At 42.8% G+C, this 20,639-nt stretch carries 22 protein-coding genes; 18 read left to right on the forward strand and 4 right to left on the reverse strand.

The window, feature by feature from the left end; all coding sequences use genetic code 11:
• The first annotated feature begins 69 nt into the window (after window positions 1-69).
• Window positions 70-216 (forward strand): hypothetical protein, encoded by a 147-nt coding sequence (locus G587_RS26370; protein ID WP_196812581.1) that lies wholly within the window; start codon window positions 70-72, stop codon window positions 214-216.
• A 108-nt stretch (window positions 217-324) separates the two neighbouring features.
• On the forward strand, window positions 325-627 hold the full coding sequence (locus G587_RS0117600) for an AbgT family transporter (protein ID WP_256379329.1): 303 nt from the start codon (window positions 325-327) through the stop codon (window positions 625-627).
• Window positions 628-879: 252 nt separating this feature from the next.
• Here G587_RS0117600 and G587_RS0117610 read toward each other — a convergent pair whose 3' ends face one another.
• A complete protein-coding gene (locus G587_RS0117610) occupies window positions 880-1,068 on the reverse strand; it encodes a hypothetical protein (RefSeq protein ID WP_026493310.1) in 189 nt (62 codons plus the stop codon).
• A 402-nt stretch (window positions 1,069-1,470) separates the two neighbouring features.
• Between G587_RS0117610 and G587_RS0117615 the strand changes: the two genes are divergently transcribed.
• The 4 genes from G587_RS0117615 to G587_RS0117635 all read left to right on the forward strand — a co-directional run bounded on the left by G587_RS0117615 (window position 1,471) and on the right by G587_RS0117635 (window position 8,317).
• On the forward strand, window positions 1,471-3,759 hold the full coding sequence (locus tag G587_RS0117615) for an RNA polymerase sigma factor (protein WP_196812615.1): 2,289 nt from the start codon (window positions 1,471-1,473) through the stop codon (window positions 3,757-3,759).
• A 158-nt stretch (window positions 3,760-3,917) separates the two neighbouring features.
• A complete protein-coding gene (locus tag G587_RS0117620) occupies window positions 3,918-4,802 on the forward strand; it encodes a hypothetical protein (protein WP_026493312.1) in 885 nt (294 codons plus the stop codon).
• Between the two features lie 150 nt (window positions 4,803-4,952).
• Window positions 4,953-6,101 (forward strand): hypothetical protein, encoded by a 1,149-nt coding sequence (locus tag G587_RS0117625; protein WP_026493313.1) that lies wholly within the window; start codon window positions 4,953-4,955, stop codon window positions 6,099-6,101.
• Window positions 6,102-6,610: 509 nt separating this feature from the next.
• Complete coding sequence (locus G587_RS0117635) at window positions 6,611-8,317, forward strand: alpha-amylase family glycosyl hydrolase (protein WP_026493314.1); 1,707 nt, start codon at window positions 6,611-6,613, stop codon at window positions 8,315-8,317.
• A 26-nt stretch (window positions 8,318-8,343) separates the two neighbouring features.
• On the opposite strand, the gene G587_RS0117640 is transcribed toward G587_RS0117635, so the two are convergent.
• Window positions 8,344-8,808, reverse strand: a complete 465-nt coding sequence (locus G587_RS0117640) for a Crp/Fnr family transcriptional regulator (RefSeq protein WP_026493315.1) — start codon at window positions 8,806-8,808, stop codon at window positions 8,344-8,346.
• Window positions 8,809-8,859: 51 nt separating this feature from the next.
• Entirely contained in the window at window positions 8,860-10,581 is a 1,722-nt protein-coding gene (locus tag G587_RS0117645) for a methyl-accepting chemotaxis protein (RefSeq protein ID WP_026493316.1), read from the reverse strand.
• A 173-nt stretch (window positions 10,582-10,754) separates the two neighbouring features.
• On the opposite strand from G587_RS0117645, the gene G587_RS0117650 reads away from it, so the two are divergent.
• From G587_RS0117650 to G587_RS23430, 12 genes are all read left to right on the forward strand, one after another.
• Window positions 10,755-12,002, forward strand: coding sequence for an alanyl-tRNA editing protein (locus G587_RS0117650; RefSeq protein WP_035787278.1), 1,248 nt, complete (start codon window positions 10,755-10,757; stop codon window positions 12,000-12,002).
• Window positions 12,003-12,046: 44 nt separating this feature from the next.
• Window positions 12,047-12,766 carry an AzlC family ABC transporter permease gene (locus G587_RS0117655; protein ID WP_442852392.1) on the forward strand — a complete coding sequence of 240 codons (720 nt, stop codon included), beginning with the start codon at window positions 12,047-12,049 and terminating at the stop codon, window positions 12,764-12,766.
• Window positions 12,759-13,067: an AzlD domain-containing protein gene (locus G587_RS0117660; RefSeq protein WP_026493319.1), complete on the forward strand. Its 309-nt coding sequence runs from the start codon at window positions 12,759-12,761 to the stop codon at window positions 13,065-13,067. The genes G587_RS0117655 and G587_RS0117660 overlap by 8 nt, the downstream gene beginning before the upstream one ends.
• A 13-nt stretch (window positions 13,068-13,080) precedes the next feature.
• A complete protein-coding gene (ispF, locus tag G587_RS0117665; protein WP_026493320.1) occupies window positions 13,081-13,653 on the forward strand; it encodes a 2-C-methyl-D-erythritol 2,4-cyclodiphosphate synthase in 573 nt (190 codons plus the stop codon).
• A gap of 19 nt (window positions 13,654-13,672) precedes the next feature.
• Entirely contained in the window at window positions 13,673-14,182 is a 510-nt protein-coding gene (locus G587_RS0117670) for a Mini-ribonuclease 3 (RefSeq protein WP_242830109.1), read from the forward strand.
• Window positions 14,179-14,940, forward strand: a complete 762-nt coding sequence (rlmB, locus tag G587_RS0117675) for a 23S rRNA (guanosine(2251)-2'-O)-methyltransferase RlmB (RefSeq protein WP_026493322.1) — start codon at window positions 14,179-14,181, stop codon at window positions 14,938-14,940. The genes G587_RS0117670 and rlmB overlap by 4 nt, the downstream gene beginning before the upstream one ends.
• 14 nt (window positions 14,941-14,954) lie before the next feature.
• Window positions 14,955-15,587: an RNA polymerase sporulation sigma factor SigH gene (gene sigH / locus G587_RS0117680; protein WP_026493323.1), complete on the forward strand. Its 633-nt coding sequence runs from the start codon at window positions 14,955-14,957 to the stop codon at window positions 15,585-15,587.
• Window positions 15,588-15,747: 160 nt separating this feature from the next.
• Window positions 15,748-15,957: a 50S ribosomal protein L31 gene (gene rpmE, locus G587_RS0117685; protein ID WP_026493324.1), complete on the forward strand. Its 210-nt coding sequence runs from the start codon at window positions 15,748-15,750 to the stop codon at window positions 15,955-15,957.
• A 92-nt stretch (window positions 15,958-16,049) separates the two neighbouring features.
• Complete coding sequence (locus tag G587_RS0117690; RefSeq protein WP_026493325.1) at window positions 16,050-17,012, forward strand: DUF1385 domain-containing protein; 963 nt, start codon at window positions 16,050-16,052, stop codon at window positions 17,010-17,012.
• A gap of 39 nt (window positions 17,013-17,051) precedes the next feature.
• Complete coding sequence (prmC, locus tag G587_RS0117695; protein WP_026493326.1) at window positions 17,052-17,888, forward strand: peptide chain release factor N(5)-glutamine methyltransferase; 837 nt, start codon at window positions 17,052-17,054, stop codon at window positions 17,886-17,888.
• Between the two features lie 133 nt (window positions 17,889-18,021).
• Window positions 18,022-19,092: a peptide chain release factor 1 gene (gene prfA, locus G587_RS0117700; RefSeq protein WP_026493327.1), complete on the forward strand. Its 1,071-nt coding sequence runs from the start codon at window positions 18,022-18,024 to the stop codon at window positions 19,090-19,092.
• A 180-nt stretch (window positions 19,093-19,272) separates the two neighbouring features.
• A complete protein-coding gene (locus tag G587_RS23430) occupies window positions 19,273-19,632 on the forward strand; it encodes an Hpt domain-containing protein (RefSeq protein ID WP_051201134.1) in 360 nt (119 codons plus the stop codon).
• Window positions 19,633-19,755: 123 nt separating this feature from the next.
• Here G587_RS23430 and G587_RS0117710 read toward each other — a convergent pair whose 3' ends face one another.
• Window positions 19,756-20,592 (reverse strand): DegV family protein, encoded by an 837-nt coding sequence (locus G587_RS0117710; RefSeq protein ID WP_026493328.1) that lies wholly within the window; start codon window positions 20,590-20,592, stop codon window positions 19,756-19,758.
• Window positions 20,593-20,639 lie beyond the last annotated feature (47 nt).

Here is a 20,639-nt window from a genome sequence, read left to right on the forward strand (position 1 = left end):
CCGCATAAAACGGAGCGGAACCGTTGTCAAGGAAAACGTGGAATACCGAAGCGGCAGCGCCGCGAGGATATGCCGCGAAAGTTCCTTGACATAAGGTTCACGGATAATCCTGATACATTGGTCAGCAAGTGTGCTTGCTGGCCTGCTTCCGGCGAGGACGGGTGCGGGCAGAGCCCGCTTAACGGGTCAAGGGACTGGTCCCTTGCAGGTTCTTAGGGCGGAGCCCTAAGCCCTCGGAGAGCTTGTCGGTATCAATATCTACATTTTCAAGGTTCTTTTGAGCCTTTTTTCTTTGGCTCATTTTTCCATAGCAGACTTTACACTATCTCGGCAAAATGGTCCATTTTTGCTCCCATTTTTGTTCCGATGATGTATATGGCCGGAGGCTTCGGCCCTGCTATGACTCAGCTGTTTTACAGGATTGGAGATTCCGCTACCAACTGCTTTACGCCTGTAATGCCTTACTTGTGGATATCATTAAAAGACGCACAGGATAAGTATGATCCTAACGTTAAGGTAGGAACTTTTGTTTCTAATCTTTTCCTTATAGGAATGATTCTGCTTGTCGTATGGATTTTATTCCTTATAGGATGGCTGATGCTCGGACTCCCCATCGGTCCCGCCTAGAGCAGCAATAATTGATATAATCAGAACAATATTCTTTTAGAGCTTCAAGTGTCTTATGTGCTAGATTTATATAGCATATAAGGCATTTCTTTTTATATACACATTATTTGGGAAAAGAGGAGAAGGGTATGGCTCAAAATGCAAAGATCACGGTTCATCCTTTATATGAGGTAGGTCCTATCTCTGAGAGGTTATTCTCAGCGTTTATGGAACCTATAGCCTAAAGTCCCGTCATTTTATACCAAGGTTTGATCATGTCGGGACATTTACACCCATGAACTCATAGAGTTCACACTGCTTTGCTGTTATCTCAGATAGATGATGTGCCTTTCCAGGCTGCTGATAATACTCGATAGTATCCAGTTCATCAAGTAATGACTGGATTGTGAACTTGTTAAACAAGCCATTTTCATCCATCTGCTTTTTGATATAAGACACCATCTGAAGTGCTATAAAAATTTAACTGATAAATTCGGACGCCATTCCAGGGTATTAAGTCCGTATGAAATGTAAATAAGTGTATGTAATTTCAATCTCATTGCGTAAGCGCACAATCGATTGAGAATTGCATACACTTTTTTTGCATTTGTTTATTTTTGCGAATGAATGAGCAGACGGACAAACTTTCATGTTCATCTGTCGACGCTCAGGAGCAAATATCCAGGTGTGTTTTCTGAAAAAACATAGAAAGATAATATGGTAAAATAAATCGTTATTAAATAAAAAAATAATTCAAGATTATAAAACCGAAGATCTTTTTCCCGGTACTTATTAGTAGAACCAGGGAAAGGAGGAGAGCGGTTTCGACAACTATAGTAAAAATATTGAATGGAGATATGGAGAATGGATGAAAAGTTGAAAAGAGCCATCGAGGAGATGGCTGAGGGAAAAGAAGAGGGCTTTAATGCGGTATATTCTGCTACATACAATCATGTTTATTTTCGTGCAAAGGCATACATGAAGGATGAAGCTGATGCGCAGGACCTTACACAGATTGTATATATTGAGGCCTACAAGAACATAAAGAGCCTGCAGAATGCAGAGTCTCTTTTCGGATGGTTGGACGGAATCTGCCATAATCAGGGAATGAAAATTTTTCGTAAGAAAAAGGATGTGCTTCCAAATGTTGATGAGGAAGGAAAGGATATCTTTGAGACACTTGAGAGTAATGAAATTACATCGCTGCCTGAATTATCGACAGACCAGAAGGAAACAAGCAGGATTATTCAGGAATTTATAGGTGAACTTCCGGAGGTTCAGAAGGCTGCTGTCATCGCATATTATTTTGACGGTTTTTCAGTCGGAGAAATTGCACAGATGCAGGACTGTTCAGAAGGAACGGTTAAGAGCCGCCTGAACTATGCCCGAAAATTCCTTAAGGATAAGGTTGAAGGAACGGAAAAACGCGACGGTATCAGACTTCATGTTGTTGCACTTCCTACATTGTACTATGCAATCAAGCTTATGTCCGAGAATACAAAGCTTTCAGCTAAAGCTGCAGAGGGCATCTACGTAGGAAGCTGTGCAAAGGTCGGTCTTACACCCGGAGCTATTGCGCTCGGTAGTGCAGGAGCAGGTATGTCAGCAAAAATGGCTGTGTCGGGAGCTGTAAAGGTGGCAGAGGCAGGCTCTGGTATTGCAGGTGCGGCAGGAACAGCAGCTGCTACAGGTGCAGGATTATCCCTAAGTGTTAAGACATTGATCATAGCGGGGGCAATTCTGGTTGGAGCAGGCGCCGGGGCTGGTGCGACATATTATGCTGTTAAACAGAATTCGCAGGAAGCTGAGATTATTGAAGATGAAGGGGATGTTGATTCAGAAGAGATAACGAATCAAGATGCTGATGAAAACCCGAATAATGACACAGAGAAAGTGGCGGAGTCTCAAACTAATGACATGGAAGATGATTCAGCTAGTGAAAAAGCTCTGAAAGAAGCACTAGATGATGAAGAAGTAAAAAATCAAGAGGCAGAGGATATTGTTCTGTCTGAGAGTGCAAAAATACAGATTGTTGATGCTGTTGGGTATTTTTTGCAATTCGGATTACCTGAATCTGATTATGTTACGGGGGCAAGATATTATGCAGTGGAAACGTTATATATAAATCCGGCAGGAAAAGCAGGTTTTCCATGGAAAGAATCAGACAAATTAGATGCTCAGTTTATAAAAGATTTTTATAATTCTTTGGGTATTACAATACCAGATGATTATGATTACGATGATGATGGTGTTACGCCAGATTCTGATAATGTATTTGGACAAGTGGATTTTCCTGAAGATTATATTGTTTTCAAAAATCTTGATATAACGAACAATGGTGATGGGACTTATATTTTAAATGGTCAATATAGTTGGGAATCACCATATTTTGAAACAAGCGATAGTAATGATATTATTTCGTTTACCGCAAAGGCTGTAAGTGGTGGGAATCCTGAGATATTTGACGGACTTATTATTACTGAGTTCAAAGAAGCAGAGGATGATCCAAACAAAAATGAAGATTCTGCGAAGACAGATGATAAAGAACTGTATGAAAAATTCCTGGCAAACTCGGTTCCGGTTCATTTTTCTTCGAGAAATAATAAGGGAGATGTCAGTTATCTTGATTTATCAAGCTATTATGAGCAGGATTTATATCTTGATGAGCTTATTGATGCAGTAGTTGGATATCTTCGAAAGGACTGGGGTGAAGAATTTGTTATTCTGGAAGAAGTCGATTATGCATATATAGATTGTGGAGATGATGGAATCCCGGAATTGGCACTTCATATAATTAGTCCAGTACCGGATATTGAACCCTGGAATGAATATATAGTAATTAAAAACATAGATGGAAGGCTGGAGACTATTTATTCAAATATTGCATGGAGCAGATACACTATAGAAATGAACGAGTACGGCTATATTTCATCTTCTGGTAGTGGCGGAGCATATAGCAACGGTAAGGAGAACGGTTTTCTTAACAAAGAAGGAAATTATTATGACACATACATTAACGATGTAGAAATAAATCCTGAAACGAATGAAGAAACGGATAATGTAACGGGAATGTCCGAAGAAGAAAGTAGTGCAATAGGTTTAACACAGAAAATAAAGGATGGAAAAGTACCAGTTTGGATGAAACTGAAATAAACTTTCACAATCCGGGAATCTTAAGATATTCTTAAAGATTTCCGGATTCTTTTTTGTGCAAAAATTTTTTGAAAGATTTTTCAAAAATATAAAACCGAATCAAAACTCGCCGGTACTTATAGATAGAACAACATAATACAATACGGAGGGAGAAAAGCATGAAGAAAACAATTATTTTTACAATCACATTACTTGCAATTTGCATCACTGGCTGCGGAAAGAAGTATGATGAGAGTCCGCTGAGTCTTGCAGAAGGGTACAATGCAATAATCAGTGAGGCAAAGGCTGATGGCAGGGAAGAGGAAATTTATGAAATGCAAAATGCCATACAGTCTGAGTATGAGGCAGACATGAAGAAGAGAGCGGAAGAGGAAGCAGAGGTTGAAGCGCAGAAACAGGATCCTCACCCAGAGTGGCTTGTCGATACGACTGAAGTCCATATTGGAACAATTGAAGAAAATGGAATTGGGTACGGAGTTGTGGCACCGGTACCTAGGAAACTCATTGAATACAGAGAAAATCTTCTAAAAGGTGTTGGTCGTGAAATATATAGTGAGGATGTCCTTCCGGGATATAAGAGCTTTGCAAACCTGGATGGAGCTAATATAAATTCAAATGGGGTACACTCTATCAACGTAAAATCTGAGCATGATGGTTATTTTGATCATCATAATGAGAGTGGAAGAGCAGTTAAGGATTTTGCCGATGATGATGTGTTTGGGATTTTTTCGGAAACTGATCATGTAGACAGGGCAAAATCAACCGTCATACGAAAGGACGGATTTATTTATGTATTTCAACGTGAAGATGCTGTTGTTGATGAAAAGTATGGTGTATCAAAGACATTAAAATTTTACATAATACTTCCCGGAGATGAAACGGATACATATTATGTTCATGCAATTGGTGGAAGAGTATCAATAAACACGCTATATGATGTTAAAGATGCTGCGGATTATGCAGAGGAGTATGTTCAGCTTTTCCAAAAAGAACTTAAGATTGTAGAAGGTGCAGATGTCGAGGCAGCGAAAAACTTACGATAAATTTGAAGTGAAAAGCAAGGTTGCTAGATACCTATAAAACTATGTTGTGATATAATTAACAGGTTGTATGAGGACAGAACATAAGAAAAATGTTCAAGAAATTCGCTTTTTGCGGATGCCTGGAATTAAAAAGAAAAGAGGGAAATGAAGATGAAGAAAAGTGGTTTACTAAAAAAAGCGGGAGCATTGCTTCTGGCAATGTCTATGACAGTTGCATCTTTTAGCACATTTGCTCCTGAGACAAAACTTACGGCTAAGGCAGCAGGTGAAACACAGGATACTGCAACTATACTAACGCCTAATTCGGAATGGACAGCATGGACACCACTTGTTGATGAAGGAACACACTTCTACAAAGTGGTTTTGACCGAAGATGGGGAGTTTACATTAAGTGCTGCATTTAAGAATTGTTATGGAGTGAGCGCATTTCTTCGTAAAGAGAAGAACACGGATATCTTGTGTCATGTACAAACTATTTTCGGGACAGAAGAAGATGCTCCTGTGACAGAATCCGATAAACGTGTTTTATCAGCGGGAACTTACTACATTGAAGTTACTGGAAAGGGTGTCAGAAATAAAGATAAGGGCAATGGTTACCAGAATTATAAGATACAAATAGGCTTTAATGGTTTTGGAGTATCTGAAACAAATGAAGATAGTTATGATAATCCGAAGAAATATGTTATTAACTCAGTAGTTACAGATTCCGGTACAAGTACAGATCAGGTAGATTGGTATAGATTTAGTATTGATAAGGAAGGGAAATACACATTTAATATTACAATTTATGGAACCTATGAGACATCTCAATTTGAAGCAAAAATCTATAATTCCGATCTTACTGAAGAAAAGTTATCACTAAAAGGTGGAAATCACGATGAGTCAGGTGTTAATCGAACAGGAGAATTATACCTTGTGCCTGGTGTGTATTATATAAAAATAAATGCTAAAGACACAAAATACTCTTTTTCTGTAAAGGGATCTACTATCGAAGCGAGTAAAGTAACCAAAGTGAAATCTTCAAAGAAGAAAAAGGCAGATGTTACCTTTAAGGGAACTACAGGTGTTAGCGGCTATCAGATCCAGTACTCAACAGACAAAAAATTTAACAAGAAAGTTAAAACAAAAACATTCAAGGCTGAAAAGACTGAAAGTGCAGGAAATAGCAAAAGGAAGGTTACAATAAGCAAGCTTAAGAGACATAAGAAGTATTACTTCAGAGTAAGAACTTATGTTGAAAATAACAATGCCAGATTCTATTCAGATTGGTCAAAGGCAAAGAGTGCAAAAATAAAGTAAATGAAATAAACTATCAAAATCCGGAAATCTCGTAGGTTTCCGGATTTTTTATGCAACAATCTCATCCAATCACAATTATATATAAAATTGGATAACGAATTTTAGGATAAATTATTACCATATATCAGATGTTTTGTGGTACAATGGAAAAGTTGTATGACATTTTAAACCTAAAGTCTCGTCATTTTATACCAAGGTTTGATCATGTCGGGACATTTACACCCATGAACTCATAGAGTTCACACTGCTTTGCTGTTATCTCAGATAGATGATGTGCCTTTCCAGGCTGCTGATAATACTCGATAGTATCCAGTTCATCCATGGAATGTGTTTGTATTTGCCAAACAATAATGCTACCTACAAGTTTCAATAAATATTAATCTCAGATAAAATTTGATGTTAAGTAAGCAGTCCGCACATTTTATTGCGGGCTGTTTTATTTTTTTGATACAATATTATTATCGATATTACGTTAGCGATTTATGTTCTTTATGAGGAGGAACTGCTATATGGCTTGGTATGACGAGGCAATATTTTACCACATCTATCCGCTTGGACTTCTTGGCGCGCCCAGGGAAAATTCCTACGACTCGGTAACCCACAGACTAAAGGAACTTAATCCGTGGATAGATCACATCAAGGAGATAGGCTGTAATGCCCTTTACATAGGACCACTTTTCGAGTCGGTGGGTCATGGCTATGAGACTACTGATTACAGGAAGCTTGATTCCCGTCTCGGTGATAATAATGATCTTAAGATATTTGTGAAGAAGTGTCATGACAGCGGAATAAGAGTTATTCTGGATGGCGTGTTTAATCACACGGGAAGAGATTTCTTTGCGTTTAAGGACATTAAGGAAAACAGGGAAGGCTCCCGCTATAGAGACTGGTACTGCAATGTCAATTTTGGTGGAAATAACGAATATAATGATGGTTTCTCCTATGATAACTGGGGAGGCTACAACCTTCTTGTAAAGCTTAATCAGAGAAACCCCGAGGTGAAGGACTACATCTGTCACACGATCCGCTTCTGGGTTGATGAATTCGATATAGACGGAATAAGGCTTGATGCTGCGGACGTGCTGGATTTTGATTTCATGAAGGCACTCAGAGAAGTGGCAAATGAGGTTAAGCCTGATTTCTGGCTTATGGGAGAGGTTATTCACGGCGATTATTCCAGATGGGTTAATGACGGAACCCTCCACTCAGTAACTAACTATGTTATGCATAAGGCGCTGTATTCAGGCCATAATGACCATAACTATTTTGAGATAGCCCACACCCAGAGGAATCTTGAGGGTATGCATGCCAGTGGCGGAAGCGGCTTTAAGCTCTATAACTTTGTGGATAACCACGACGTTGAGAGGATTTATACGAAGCTAAATAACAAGGCGCACTTTACGCCTGTTCACATTCTTCTCTATACACTTCCGGGAATTCCTTCTGTTTATTATGGTTCGGAATTCGCAATTGAGGGTAGGAAGGAGCAGGGCTCTGACGCTTCCTTAAGGCCTGCGTTAAATATCAGGGACTATAAGGATGCGGTAAAGGATAATCCTGCAACAAAGCTTATAGCAGCCCTTGGAAAGGTAAGAAAGGAAAATCCGGAGCTATCCTATGGCGATTACAGGGAGCTTTTACTTAATAACAGACAGTTTGCATTCTCAAGAAGCTATAATGGAAAAACGGTTGTTGTTACGGTAAATAATGATGACAATGACTTTGGTATGACTGTTCCTGTCGGCGATGCACCTGAGTATATGGGCGCTCTGTCGGGAGAAAAGGTGCCTGTTAACAACGGATGCATACAGGTAAATATTAAGGCTAATTCAGGAGAGATATGGGTTCCTGTCTGCAAGGGTGATAAGAAATCTGCTGCCGGAAAACCTGAGGTGGTTAAGGAAGCTGGAAAGGTTTCCGGTAAGATATCAGAGCCTAAACCGGAGAAAATAAAGGAAACAACGAAAGAAAAGGCTGAGCCTTCAAAGGATAAAAAGAAGGAGGAGAAGCCCGCGGAGAGCATCGCACCTGTGCAGCCGGTACAGGAGGAGAAAGCCAAAGGCTCTTATGAGGATGGCGTTATCGATGGCTTACAGGAAGCAATCATCGCTATCATGGAGAAAAATGGATACGTAACAGATCAGATGAGAAATGATGTTTATAACAACAGACATCACGAATCTTTAGTCAACTGGGTAAAAAGCTTCATTCGCTAAGAAAAAAGCCCTGCACTGTGAATGAATCAGTGCAGGGTTTTATATTTGGTGGATGCTTCTCCATCAACATTATATTTTGAAAACGATTTTGAAAAGAATCCTTTGTAGGATGAAGGAGCAGCGTTTCCTTTCATAAGATCATCCACAAAGCTGTCCATGCTGTATTTTAAGCTATACATGGCCTGTGCCATTTTTGTCATTATGGCCATGGCATCGCGGTGATTCTCCTCCATATAAAGATCTATTTCTGTCATGGTGATTCGCAAAACCACGACATCAGAATATGCAACGGCAGTATAGATCGCAGGCTTTTGCGCGAGTAATCCTACCTCACCAATAAAGGAGTCCTTTGACTGTATGCCAAGAATCGTTTCCTTTTTGGTGCGGTAGCCGGTGTAAAGCTCTACATGTCCGCTGATTATTTTATACATATCCATGGACACTTCGCCTTCCCGGATAATGACGGTTCCTTCGGGGATTTTCATCATCATAATAGTTATTCCTCGCTTATTACAATCTCACAGGAGAGTTCCTTGTGAGGTTTACGGTTTGAAGTAGCTTATAGCCTCTGTCATGTTGGATGCCAGATCCTGAAGGTTACTTGCTGCTTCTGTGATGATCGTGAAGGTAGCGTTGAGCTCCTGCATGGAGGCGTTGGTTTCCTCGGCGGAAGCTGCATTTTCCTGTGATACTGCGGACAGATCGGAGATGATATTAACAAGCTGATCCTTGGCTGCATTCAGCTCCTCGATTCGGGATGAGATATTCTCTGTACTCTCTGCCACGTTATCTACGTTATCCGCCATGCTCTGCATGTTGGTCTTTGTGTCATCAAGCTGTGTTTCCTGAACCTCGAAGTTGGAGTTCAGCTTATGCATAACCTCTACGGATGCTTCTGAATCCGCTACAAGCTTGTCGACGATCTTCTTGATTTCATCTGCGCTGTCACTACTCTGAACAGCCAGCTGGCCAATCTCTGTAGCTACAACAGCGAAGCCCTTTCCCGCATCACCTGCTCTTGCAGCCTCGATGGAGGCGTTGAGGGACAGGAGATTAGTCTGTGATGCGATGCTTGTGATGGCCTCTGAGAACTTGGAGATCTCTCTTGCTGATTCATTGGTGGAATCAATGGTCTGGCCGATCTCACGAACTGATGCCTGAACTTCATTACTCTGTGCAATAAGTCTGTTCAGGGCGTCCATAGCTGCTATGCAGGATTCCTTCATCTGCTTTGCATAATCCTGAAGCTGATTTACATTGTCAGTTACAACATCGATATTGTTGCCCATTTCCTGGGTGTTGCCTGCTGCGTTTTCTACGCTCTCAGCCTGGGAAACGGCGCCCTTTGAAATCTCGTCGATTGCTTCACTTACCTGACCTGAAGCCTGGGATGCCTGGCTGGCTGAATCGGACAGGTCTGAGCCTGATTTTTTCAGCTCGTTTGACATGTCCATGGTGGTTCTTATTACGGTACCAAGCTTATCACTAAGGGTCTTGGCACCATCTGCCAAAAGACCGATTTCATCATTTCGTGCAACGGAGGTTTCATCTATGTTGAGCTTGAGATTACCCTGTGAGAGACTACCAAGCTCATCAGCAATGGCGCGCATTTTAACGGAGATTTTGCTGGCGATAATATAACCGATAATGGAAAGGATAATTACAAGGGCAGCAGCGATAATGACCATTGTGAGAATGATCTTGGTTATTCTTGCTTCCACGTCATGAACGGCGCGGCCTGCAAATACCATTCCTGCTATGGATCCGTCGGATTGGAGCATGGGAGCATAGTAGATGTAATATCTTTCGTCAGTGCCCTGAATCTGGGACTTTATAGCATAATATTCAGATTTTGTTTTGAGTACATGGTCAGCTATATCAGTAGAGCACTTATAACCGGTCAGTCTTGTTCCGTTATTGGTAACGGTTGTAAGGACCTGGGTATCCCCATAGAAAAGGGAATACTCGATTCCTGTTTTTTCATGGAGCTCATCCATAAGATCCTGATATTCCCCCATGATGTTTTCTTCGCCCTTGTAAACATCACCATTTACATAGGACCAGTCACCATCCCATACAGAATTCATCTCGCTCTGGAGATGCTCAGCACCGATCTTCAATTCCTCTTCGATCATATCGTTGTAGGTGTTGGTGATCTCAATAGAGCTGATAATTGTGAGAAGTGCGGAAATTCCAATTATTGCACCTATTGCCACAAGAATGAGATTTTGTATAAGCTTACCCTTCCTTACCTTCGCCTCCATATATGCCTCCATTTTTGAAAACAAAGTTATATATTTGCTATTTTATTTTACACCCAGCCGATTATATTTGTTTGTAATACGAGCAAAAGTTATCAATTTTTAATAAATATATATTTCTTTAATAAATAGAGATAATGTATCTGCTTAAAAGGATTTGTGATACAATTGGCATTATGAATTCAAAGACAATAAAACTTTATGATGAAAATGCATACAGCACAGCCTTTACTGCGAAGGTTTGCAGCTGTGCACCTGATGAAAAACGAGAAAACACCTTTACTGTCGTACTTGACAAGACGTTGTTTTTCCCTGAGGAGGGCGGACAGACACCGGATAAGGGTGTGATTTTTGCGCTAACGGATGAGGATCTGCAAAAGCTGAAGGCGGAAGACGACTCCTTCCTTAAGGACGACAGGGTGATCAGGGTTCTGGACGTTCAGATTAAGGACGAGGTTATCTATCATTATCTTGATAAGGAGATTCCTGAAGGAACTTCAATTTACGGGAAAATCGACTGGGAGCACCGCTTCTCCAATATGCAGCAGCACTCCGCAGAGCACATTTTCTCCGGAATAGTTAATTCAAGATTCGGATATGACAACGTGGGATTCCATCTCAGTGATTCCATCGTGACCATGGACTACAGCGGACAGCTCTCGGAGGAGGAGCTTAAGGATATTGAGAAGAGCGTAAACCGCGCAATCTATGAAAACCGCGAGATAAGGACCTGGTATCCCAGCTCCGATGAGCTCTCTGACATCAATTACCGCAGTAAGAAGGAGCTTACAGGAGCTGTCAGAATAGTTGAGGTTGACGGCTACGACATCTGTGCCTGCTGCGCACCCCATGTGAAAAGAACAGGCGAAATCGGAATCCTGAAGCTTATAACATCACAAAATTATAAGGGCGGAACAAGAGTCAGCATTCTGTGCGGCTTCAGAGCCCTTGAGTATTTTTATAATGAGCACTCTATGATACAGAAGCTTGCCGGCGAGATGTCCACGGGAATAGAGAATGTCCCTGCCCAGTTTAAGAAGCAGCAGGAGGAGATGGGTGAACTTAAGAGGAAGCTCTCCGAAGCCTGCGAGAAGCTTTTACTTAAGGAAGCGGACGCACTTCCTGCGGATGCTAAGAACGCCTGCCTGTTTACAGATGGCGGAACAGATGCCAATGTAATAAGAAGAGTCGTTAATACCCTTGTTGCTGATAAGGGCGGCTACTGCGGCATATTCTTTGGGAGTGATGATGAGGGCTACAGATTTATCATCGGCTGCGGAGAAGGCTTAAACAGTAACGACGTGCTTGCTGAGCTTCGTAAGAACCATGAGGTTCGCGGCGGCGGAAAGCCTGTAATGGTGCAGGGAAGTATTGAAGGAGCAGGTGAAAAGGATATAAGGGCCGTTTTTGACAGCTTATCCTGATGTGGTTTTTATAGGGGCTGATCAGCCCTGTGTTTTGAGGAGTAATTATGAAAAATAAAGGGGAGTTCGGGTTGGGACTTATAGACGGAATCCCAATCTGTCTTGGATACCTGGCGGTGTCCTTTGCTTTCGGAATTCAGGCTTCGGAAGCGGGACTGTCCGTTTTTCAGGCATCGCTAATGTCACTTACTAATGTAACCAGCGCGGGCCAGTTTTCATCACTTGATCTTATTCGCTCAAATGCTGCCTTCGCTGAGATGGCGCTGTTGCAGCTGGTTGTTAACCTTAGATATATGCTCATGAGTACAGCGCTTTCACAGAAGCTCTCATCCAAGGTGGACACCCTTAAGAGGTGCATGGTCGCCTACGGTGTTACAGATGAGATATTCGCCCTTAGCGTAGTGAGAAAGGGAAGACTTAATCCCGCATATTCCTACGGACTTATTGTGGTTTCTGTTTTTGGCTGGGTTATGGGAACCTTCCTTGGCGCCTTCGCCGGACAGATAATGCCCCAGAGACTTATAAGCGCCCTGGGACTTGCCATATACGGAATGTTCCTTGCCATCATAATTCCAGAGGCAAGAGAAAAAATGTCAGTATTTCTGGTGGTTGCAGGAGCCATGGCTATGAGCACTGTATTTACTTATGCTCCTGTTTTGAAAAATATATCATCAGGCTTTAGAATAATTATAGTAACAGTCGTGATCGCAGGTGCAGCCGCTGCTCTTGCCCCTAAGGAAGAGGAGGAGACAGCAGATGCATAACGTTTACGGATATATACTTGTAATGGCGGTTGTGACCTATCTTATAAGGATGCTTCCGCTCACACTGATTAGGAAGGACATAAACTCACGCTTCGTGAAGTCCTTCTTGTACTACGTGCCCTACGCAACACTGGCAGCTATGACTTTTCCTGCAATACTCCACGCATCGGATGACATGAGAGCGTCAATTGCGGGCTTTGCGGTGGCTCTTATTCTTTCTTTTAGAAAAAAGAGCCTCCTCACGGTTGCTGTCTGCGCCTGTGCGGTAGTATTTGTTGCAGAACTTTTCTTGATTCCCTGATTTGGAGGTAAATATGCATATTGGAACAGGTTATGACGTTCACAGATTAGTAGAGGGCAGAAAGCTCATTCTCGGAGGGGTGGAAATCCCATATGAAAAGGGCCTTCTTGGTCACTCTGATGCGGACGTGCTTCTTCATGCCATAAGCGATGCGCTCCTTGGGGCAGCAGCTCTTGGTGATATCGGTAAGCACTTCCCGGATTCAGATCCCAAGTACAAGGGAGCTGATTCCTTGAAGCTTCTTTCAGAGGTTGGAAAGCTTCTTGAGGAGAACAGATATTTAATAGAAAACATTGATTCAACTATTTTGTGTCAGGCGCCCAAGCTCAGACCTCACATAGATACCATGCGCCAGAACATCGCGGATGCACTTGGCATAAATGTGGAGCAGGTGAGCGTTAAGGCTACAACCGAGGAAGGCCTTGGCTTCACAGGCGCCGGCGAGGGTATCGCAGCTCAGGCAGTCTGCCTTATTGAGAGCCCCATCGCCTATTACACAAAAAATGTGACCTATCAGACAGGCGAGGCACCGCAGGGTAGCTGTGAGGAATGTCCCGGATGCTCTAAGCTTAAGCGCGACGAATAAAGTCCATCGGAGATAAGATATGGAAGAAAATGAAATGAATATTCCGGAGCAGGGCGAAGCTGCATTACAGAGCGATAACAGCGCTTTAGCGGGGAGTGGCGATACACGGCTTGACCTGGCAGCGATTATCAGAGATAATTTCGGAGTTCCGGGCGAACCCATGAACAGATACAGCCCGCTTGCGCTGGCGTTTATGGGTGACAGTGTGTATGAAATCGTCATCAGAAGCATGGTTGTTCAGGAGGCCAACAGACCTGCGGGACAGCTTAACAAGATGAAGATCAAATATGTAAACGCTGCTGCACAGGCTAAGATAATAGAGTATCTCGAGCCCAGGCTCACGGAAGAAGAGAGCGAAGTGTACAAGCGCGGAAGAAATGCGAAGTCATATACCAGCGCCAAGAACCAGAGCGTCACTGATTATAGAAAGGCCACCGGACTTGAGGCCCTCTGCGGTTATCTCTATCTTAAGGGAGATATGGCGAGGCTCCTTGAGCTTTTGAAGGACGGTGTGAGTGTAATAGAATGAGAGATAATTTTAATGAAAGCTCCTCACTTACAATTGAGGGTAGAAATGCGGTAATCGAGGCTCTTAGAAGCGGAAGGACAATCGATAAGATTTTCATACTTGATGGTTGTCAGGACGGCCCTATCGCTACTATCAGAAAAGAGGCCAAGAAGGCCGGAATCATGATGAAGTTTGTCAGCAGAGACAGACTTGACCAGATATCCGAGACCGGTGCGCACCAGGGTGTTATCGCTTATGCTGCGGCTTACGATTACTCTGAAATGGATGACATCTTTAATCTTGCTGAGGAAAAGGGTGAAGCGCCCTTTGTTTTCCTGCTTGATAATATCGAGGATCCTCACAATTTAGGTGCGATCATAAGAACCGCCAATATCGCCGGTGCTCATGGCGTGATCATTCCCAAGAACCGCGCGGTTGGTCTTACTGCGACAGTTGCCAAGACCAGTGCAGGTGCGCTTAACTACACACCTGTTGTAAAGGTAACAAACATGGCCAGAACCATCGAGGAGCTCAAGAACCGCGGCATGTGGTTTGTATGCGCCGATATGGACGGCACAACAATGTATGACCTTGATCTCAAGGGCTCAATCGGCCTTGTAATAGGAAACGAGGGCTCAGGTGTCAGCAAGCTCGTCCGTGAAAAGTGTGACATGATTGCTGCTATTCCCATGAAGGGTGAGATCAATTCTCTTAATGCTTCAGTGGCAGCAGGCGTTCTCGGTTTTGAAATTGTAAGACAGCGTGGCTTTAGCAAATAATAAAGGATATACCTATGGCAAAAATATCCATGGATGAATCCGATGAGGAGCTTATAACAAGGCTTCGCGAGGGTGAGTCCGACGTAACCGATTATATAATGAATAAATATAAGGATATGGTTAAAAACAAGGCTGCGTCCATGTATATTCTGGGAGCGGACAAGGATGACCTTATTCAGGAGGGCATGATAGGGCTTTTCAAGGCAATAAGGGACTATGATCCCGGAAGAGATGCCAGCTTTAAGACCTTCGCTGACCTGTGTGTGTCGAGGCAGATTTATACTGCAATTCAGGCATCCAACAGGAAAAAGCATGCGCCCTTAAATAGTTATATTTCTCTCTATGCCAAAATGGACGGCCATGATGAGGATAAGGATTTTTCCCTGGATCAGGTTCTCGAGGACATGAATGACAGAAACCCTGAGGCCATGATGATCGATAAGGAGAACACCAGGGATATCGAGGAGTTCATAGAGAACGGTCTTAGTGATTTTGAAAAATCCGTTTTGGAGCTCCACATGACAGGAATGAGCTATGTTGAAATAGCCAAGGTCCTCGGCCGTGATGAGAAGTCCACGGACAATGCACTGCAGAGATTAAAGAACAAAATTCGCAAATATCTGAACCAGAGCACAAAAGAGCAGTGAAGGCATTTTGAACGCTTTGGGGGATGAAAATTGAAAAATGTTCTTGCGATTATAATCACATTATGCTACAATAAACAAGCTGTTGTGATAAAACAGTAAAAGTAACTAAAGTATAATATTGAAAAATATTAAGAATCATTGATATAAAAGAGGTGAGAAGATGAGACAGGATATTCAGCCCGAGTACTATCAGGCAACAGTTACCTGCAACTGCGGTAACACATTTACAGTAGGTTCAACAAAGAAGGAGATCCACGTAGAAATCTGTGCTAAGTGTCATCCTTTCTATACAGGAACACAGAAGGCTACTGCTGCTCGCGGACGTATTGATAAGTTCAACCGTAAGTATGGCATGACTTCTAACAACTAATTACTGGAAATGCAAAGAGGTTGAGGCAGACGCCTCGGCCTCTTTTTTTTCTTCTTACGAAGAAAAATTAAACTCTTTTATGGGAGGCTACTATGGCAAAGAAAAAGATAAATCATTACTCCGGAATTGGCGGACAGGCTGTTCTTGAGGGCGTAATGATGCGCAATAAGGATATGTACGCTGTTGCTGTAAGGAAGGAAGACGGCGATATCGCAGTGGAGGTTGATCACTACCTCGGTAAGGCTGAGAGTCTTGGAGTATCACATATTCCCTTTATAAGAGGAGTATTTGTTTTCTGGGATTCACTTGTTCTTGGTATGAAGTCTCTTAACTACTCAGCTTCACTTTTCGGAGAGGAAGAGATCGCTTCATCTAAGGATCCCATAGCTGCTGAGAGTAAAGAGAAGCTCGCCATGAGCATTACATCTGTAATAGCCTTCGTAATGGCAATCGGAATTTTCATGGTGCTTCCTTATTATCTGAGTTCTCTGTTTTCAAGTCACATCAGAAACAACTCACTTATGGTGCTTCTTGAGGGACTTTTGAGAATTCTGATCTTTGTGATTTATGTGCTTCTTATCTCATGCATGAAGGATATCAGGAGACTTTTCAGATATCACGGCGCAGAGCATAAGTGCATCAACTGCCTTGAGAGAGGTAAGCCTCTTACACTTGAAAATGTTAAGGCAAGTACCAGACTTCATAAGCGATGCGGAAGCAGCTTCCTTTTGTTCGTAATGCTTGTGAGCATCATTTTGTTCTTCTTTATAAGAGTTGAGTCTATTCCGCTCAGAATACTTGTAAGAATAGCGCTTATTCCTGTTATTGCAGGTATTTCCTATGAGATCATAAGACTTGCCGGAAGAAGCAATAATATTATCATGAGAATTATTTCAGCGCCCGGTATGCTTCTGCAGATGCTGACTACAAGAGAGCCTGATGATGATATGATCGAGGTCGGAATGAAGTCAGTTGAGGCTGTTTTTGACTGGAAAGAGTTTTTATCCGATTCCTTTGGATATAAGTTTGAGGATGAGGAAGATATTGCTCAGTGAAGAGATAATTTTTGAAATTTTGTAGAGGATTTATTCAGGATGGAGTACGCATCACTTTTTAAAGAGGGAGAGGAAAAACTTAATAGTGTCGGCATTTCAGAAGCTTCCCTGGATGCGAGGCTTCTTCTTGAGCATGTGTGCGGAACAAGCCACAACACACTTTTATCCCATGGAGATATGGTGGTTGAGGATGAGAAGGTTTTTGCGTACAGAGAGATGATAGCTAAGAGGATGGAGAGAGTTCCGGTGGCCTATATCACAGGCAGCTGCGAATTCATGGGCATTGGGTTTGATGTTACAGGCGATGTCCTTATTCCCAATCAGGATACAGAGACTCTTGCTGAGGAGGCGCTTCGTTATATTCATGACGGCATGAGCGTGATGGACCTTTGCACAGGCTCCGGTTGCATTGCTCTTAGCATTCTTAAATACACCAATGATACCAAGGCTGTTGGAACTGACCTTTCAGAGGCAGCGCTTTCAATAGCTGAGAAAAATGCAGAGAAGCTCGGTATGACCGACAGATTTAAGACTGTTAATACCGATCTTTTCCCGGAGACAGAGGAGAAGTTTGATCTTATAGTTTCAAACCCTCCCTATATACCGACTAAGGTTATCGAGACCTTGGAGCCCGAGGTTAAGACCTACGAGCCCTATATGGCCCTTGATGGAAGCGAGGATGGCCTTGTTTTTTACAGAAGGATCGTTCCCGGGGCTAAGGACTTTTTATACAAGAGTGGCTATCTTCTTCTGGAGATAGGCTACGATCAGGGACCTTCCGTTAAGGAGCTTATGGAACAGAACGGATATAAGGATGTTCAGGTTATCAAGGATCTTGGCGGAAACGACCGCGTGGTCAGCGGATGCTTCTATTAGCTGCGCAAGTATTAGTGTTTTCGTCCTTTAGGACGGGGATGAGAAGAACACACCTATTAAAGCCTTCTCCCTGGGAGAAGGTGGCGCGAAGCGCCGGATGAGGGGAATACTAGCAAGCTAAGGAGAATAAAATATGTTCAATAAGTTAGAAGATATAGTTCGCAGGTATGAGGATATAACCATGGAACTCGGCGAGCCCGGTGTGGCTTCCGACCAGAATCGTTTCAGAGCTCTCATGAAGGAGCAGAGCGACCTTCTGCCCATACTTGAGGAATACAATAAATATAAAAAGTGTAAGGAAACAATTGCTGACAGCGAGGAGCTTTTGTCAGCAGAATCTGATGAGGATATGAAGGAGATGCTTCGCGAGGAGCTCTCAGAAGCAAAGAATGAGCTTCCTGAGATTGAGCAGCGCCTTAAGGTTCTCATGATTCCCAAGGACCCTAACGATGATAAGAATGTTATCGTGGAGATCCGCGCAGGTGCAGGCGGAGACGAGGCTGCACTTTTTGCATCAGATATGTACCGTGTCTACACCAGATATGCTGACAGACACGGCTGGAAGATAGAGACTATGTCTGTGGAGGATACAGGAATTGGCGGAATGAAGTCCGTTAGCTTTATGCTTTCAGGAACCGGGGCTTATTCAAGACTTAAGTTCGAGAGTGGCGTTCACCGCGTTCAGAGAATTCCGGTGACTGAGTCCGGAGGAAGAATTCATACCTCAACCATCACAGTGGCTATCATGCCCGAAGTAGAGGATGTTGAAGTTAATATCGATATGAACGACTGTAAATTCGATGTTTTCAGAGCTTCCGGTAACGGTGGACAGTGCGTAAATACCACCGACTCTGCTGTAAGACTGACACATATTCCCACAGGAATCGTAATCTCCTGTCAGGATGAAAAGAGCCAGATTAAGAACAAGGCTAAGGCTCTCAAGGTACTTCGTGCAAAGCTGTTTGATCTTGAGATGCAGAAGGCTCATGATTCCGAAGCAGCTCTTAGAAAGAGTCAGGTAGGAACTGGTGACAGATCCGAGAAGATCAGAACCTACAATTTCCATCAGGGAAGAGTGACAGATCACCGCATCAACCTCACTCTTTACAAGATTGATTCCATTATGGATGGCGATCTTGAGGAGCTGATCGATGCTCTTACAACCGCAAGTCAGGCTGAGAAGCTTGCCGGAATGAGCGAATAATAATGACTAATAAAGCCTTCGGTGCGTGTACTTTTAGTACGGGTGCCGGAGGTTTTTTCGTGAATTAATTATTCAGTGATTTTAGAATATTTTAATTAAATTATTATTTTATAGTGGTGGCGTTGTTGCTACAATGATTGTAGCTATGGAAACGGATTGCCCATAGGGCAGGAGGCCGCCATGAATGAAGATATGAAGAAGGAACTGATAGCCTGGGGAGTTAACTGGGACGATGTCAAGGACAGGTTCATGGGAAATGAGGATCTTGTCGAGCGGTTTATGATCAAATTTCTGAAGGACAAGAGCTTTTCAGATCTGACTTATGGTATGGAGAAGAAGGATGCGAAGGAAGCCTTCGCGGGATGCCACTCCTTAAAGGGAGTCACCGGTAATCTTGCACTTGATGCCATGAAGGAGGATGTTCTGGAACTGACGGAGATTCTGAGGAAGGGATCTCTGGAAGGGGCAGAGGAGAGGTATCAGAGGATCAGGAAATCCTACGATGACCTCATTGAAATTTTGAAAAAATACAAAGTATAACAGAAAAAGCCCGGCACAGTGTGCCGGGTTTTGCAATAGTCATTAGTGTATTGCAAAAAGAAAGCTCTGCGCTTGCTTTGCTCGTCAGAGCAACTCACCAATATTCGCCAAGTGAAGGGGACGTTAGCAGGTTACCACGATTCCGCCATCGCCGGCGTAGGTGGTTGCAACACCTGCTCCATCAACGATCAAAACATTCTTGAAGGTAAGCTTTGAAAGGATGAGGTTCTTAACAACCTCAGCTCTCTCGTAGCAGTTAATATGTGTGATCATAAGAGTCTTTTCTTCTGAATTCTTGGTGCGCTTTGCAACAAGCTCAGTCATCTTGATCAGGGCTTTTCTCATGCCTACACCCTGTCCCCACTGTGCGATCTCGCCTTCGATAGCGTAGCACACGGGCTTGATGTTAAGGGTAGTAGCAACGATAGCCTTCATACCTGTAAGTCTGCCGTTTTTCCTAAGTGTATCAAGTGAATCAAGAACGAAGTAGGTATCCATACCATCGCGGTATTCCTCAACCTTCTGCACAACCTCCTCGAAGGGAAGGCCTGCTTCTGCATATTCCATGATCTTAAATGCTACATTTGTCTGACCGCAGCAAGCGGATAATGAATCAAATACGTGGATGTTCTTTTCTCCAATGTCCTCGTGATAGATATCTCTGGCGAGGATAGCACTGTTGTAGCTTCCGCTAAGCTTTGATGAAAGTGTTACAACATAAATATCATCAGCGTCACATTCGTAAGCCTTCTTGTATCTGTCGGGAGAGGGGCACGCGGATTTAGCACAGGTCTCGCATTCAGCAACTCTCTTTATATAGTCGAGCTGATCAAAACTTTCATCATCAAGAACTGTATAATCCCCAACTGAAAGAATAAGCGGGATGATCTCAAAACGTTTGTCGGTGTGGTACTCAGCCGGCAAATCAGTACAACTGTCAACAACTATTTTATAACTCATATTTAAAATGTTCCTCCTGTTTGACCGCATTTGCTTTGTGTATAGAA

This window comes from Butyrivibrio sp. XPD2002, assembly GCF_000423945.1.
In the GTDB taxonomy this organism is placed as follows: domain Bacteria; phylum Bacillota; class Clostridia; order Lachnospirales; family Lachnospiraceae; genus Butyrivibrio.

Coding starts and splice junctions, on each gene's coding strand:
- G587_RS23430 (WP_051201134.1), top strand. CDS start 19,273: ATGAATGAAGATATGAAGAAGGAACTGATAGCCTGGGGAGTTAACTGG.
- G587_RS26370 (WP_196812581.1), top strand. CDS start 70: ATGCCGCGAAAGTTCCTTGACATAAGGTTCACGGATAATCCTGATACA.
- sigH (WP_026493323.1), top strand. CDS start 14,955: ATGGCAAAAATATCCATGGATGAATCCGATGAGGAGCTTATAACAAGG.
- prmC (WP_026493326.1), top strand. CDS start 17,052: ATGGAGTACGCATCACTTTTTAAAGAGGGAGAGGAAAAACTTAATAGT.
- rpmE (WP_026493324.1), top strand. CDS start 15,748: ATGAGACAGGATATTCAGCCCGAGTACTATCAGGCAACAGTTACCTGC.
- G587_RS0117670 (WP_242830109.1), top strand. CDS start 13,673: ATGGAAGAAAATGAAATGAATATTCCGGAGCAGGGCGAAGCTGCATTA.
- G587_RS0117635 (WP_026493314.1), top strand. CDS start 6,611: ATGGCTTGGTATGACGAGGCAATATTTTACCACATCTATCCGCTTGGA.
- G587_RS0117640 (WP_026493315.1), bottom strand. CDS start 8,808: ATGATGATGAAAATCCCCGAAGGAACCGTCATTATCCGGGAAGGCGAA.
- G587_RS0117710 (WP_026493328.1), bottom strand. CDS start 20,592: ATGAGTTATAAAATAGTTGTTGACAGTTGTACTGATTTGCCGGCTGAG.
- G587_RS0117650 (WP_035787278.1), top strand. CDS start 10,755: ATGAATTCAAAGACAATAAAACTTTATGATGAAAATGCATACAGCACA.
- G587_RS0117625 (WP_026493313.1), top strand. CDS start 4,953: ATGAAGAAAAGTGGTTTACTAAAAAAAGCGGGAGCATTGCTTCTGGCA.
- G587_RS0117690 (WP_026493325.1), top strand. CDS start 16,050: ATGGCAAAGAAAAAGATAAATCATTACTCCGGAATTGGCGGACAGGCT.
- ispF (WP_026493320.1), top strand. CDS start 13,081: ATGCATATTGGAACAGGTTATGACGTTCACAGATTAGTAGAGGGCAGA.
- rlmB (WP_026493322.1), top strand. CDS start 14,179: ATGAGAGATAATTTTAATGAAAGCTCCTCACTTACAATTGAGGGTAGA.
- G587_RS0117620 (WP_026493312.1), top strand. CDS start 3,918: ATGAAGAAAACAATTATTTTTACAATCACATTACTTGCAATTTGCATC.
- G587_RS0117645 (WP_026493316.1), bottom strand. CDS start 10,581: ATGGAGGCGAAGGTAAGGAAGGGTAAGCTTATACAAAATCTCATTCTT.
- G587_RS0117615 (WP_196812615.1), top strand. CDS start 1,471: ATGGATGAAAAGTTGAAAAGAGCCATCGAGGAGATGGCTGAGGGAAAA.
- prfA (WP_026493327.1), top strand. CDS start 18,022: ATGTTCAATAAGTTAGAAGATATAGTTCGCAGGTATGAGGATATAACC.
- G587_RS0117660 (WP_026493319.1), top strand. CDS start 12,759: ATGCATAACGTTTACGGATATATACTTGTAATGGCGGTTGTGACCTAT.
- G587_RS0117610 (WP_026493310.1), bottom strand. CDS start 1,068: ATGGTGTCTTATATCAAAAAGCAGATGGATGAAAATGGCTTGTTTAAC.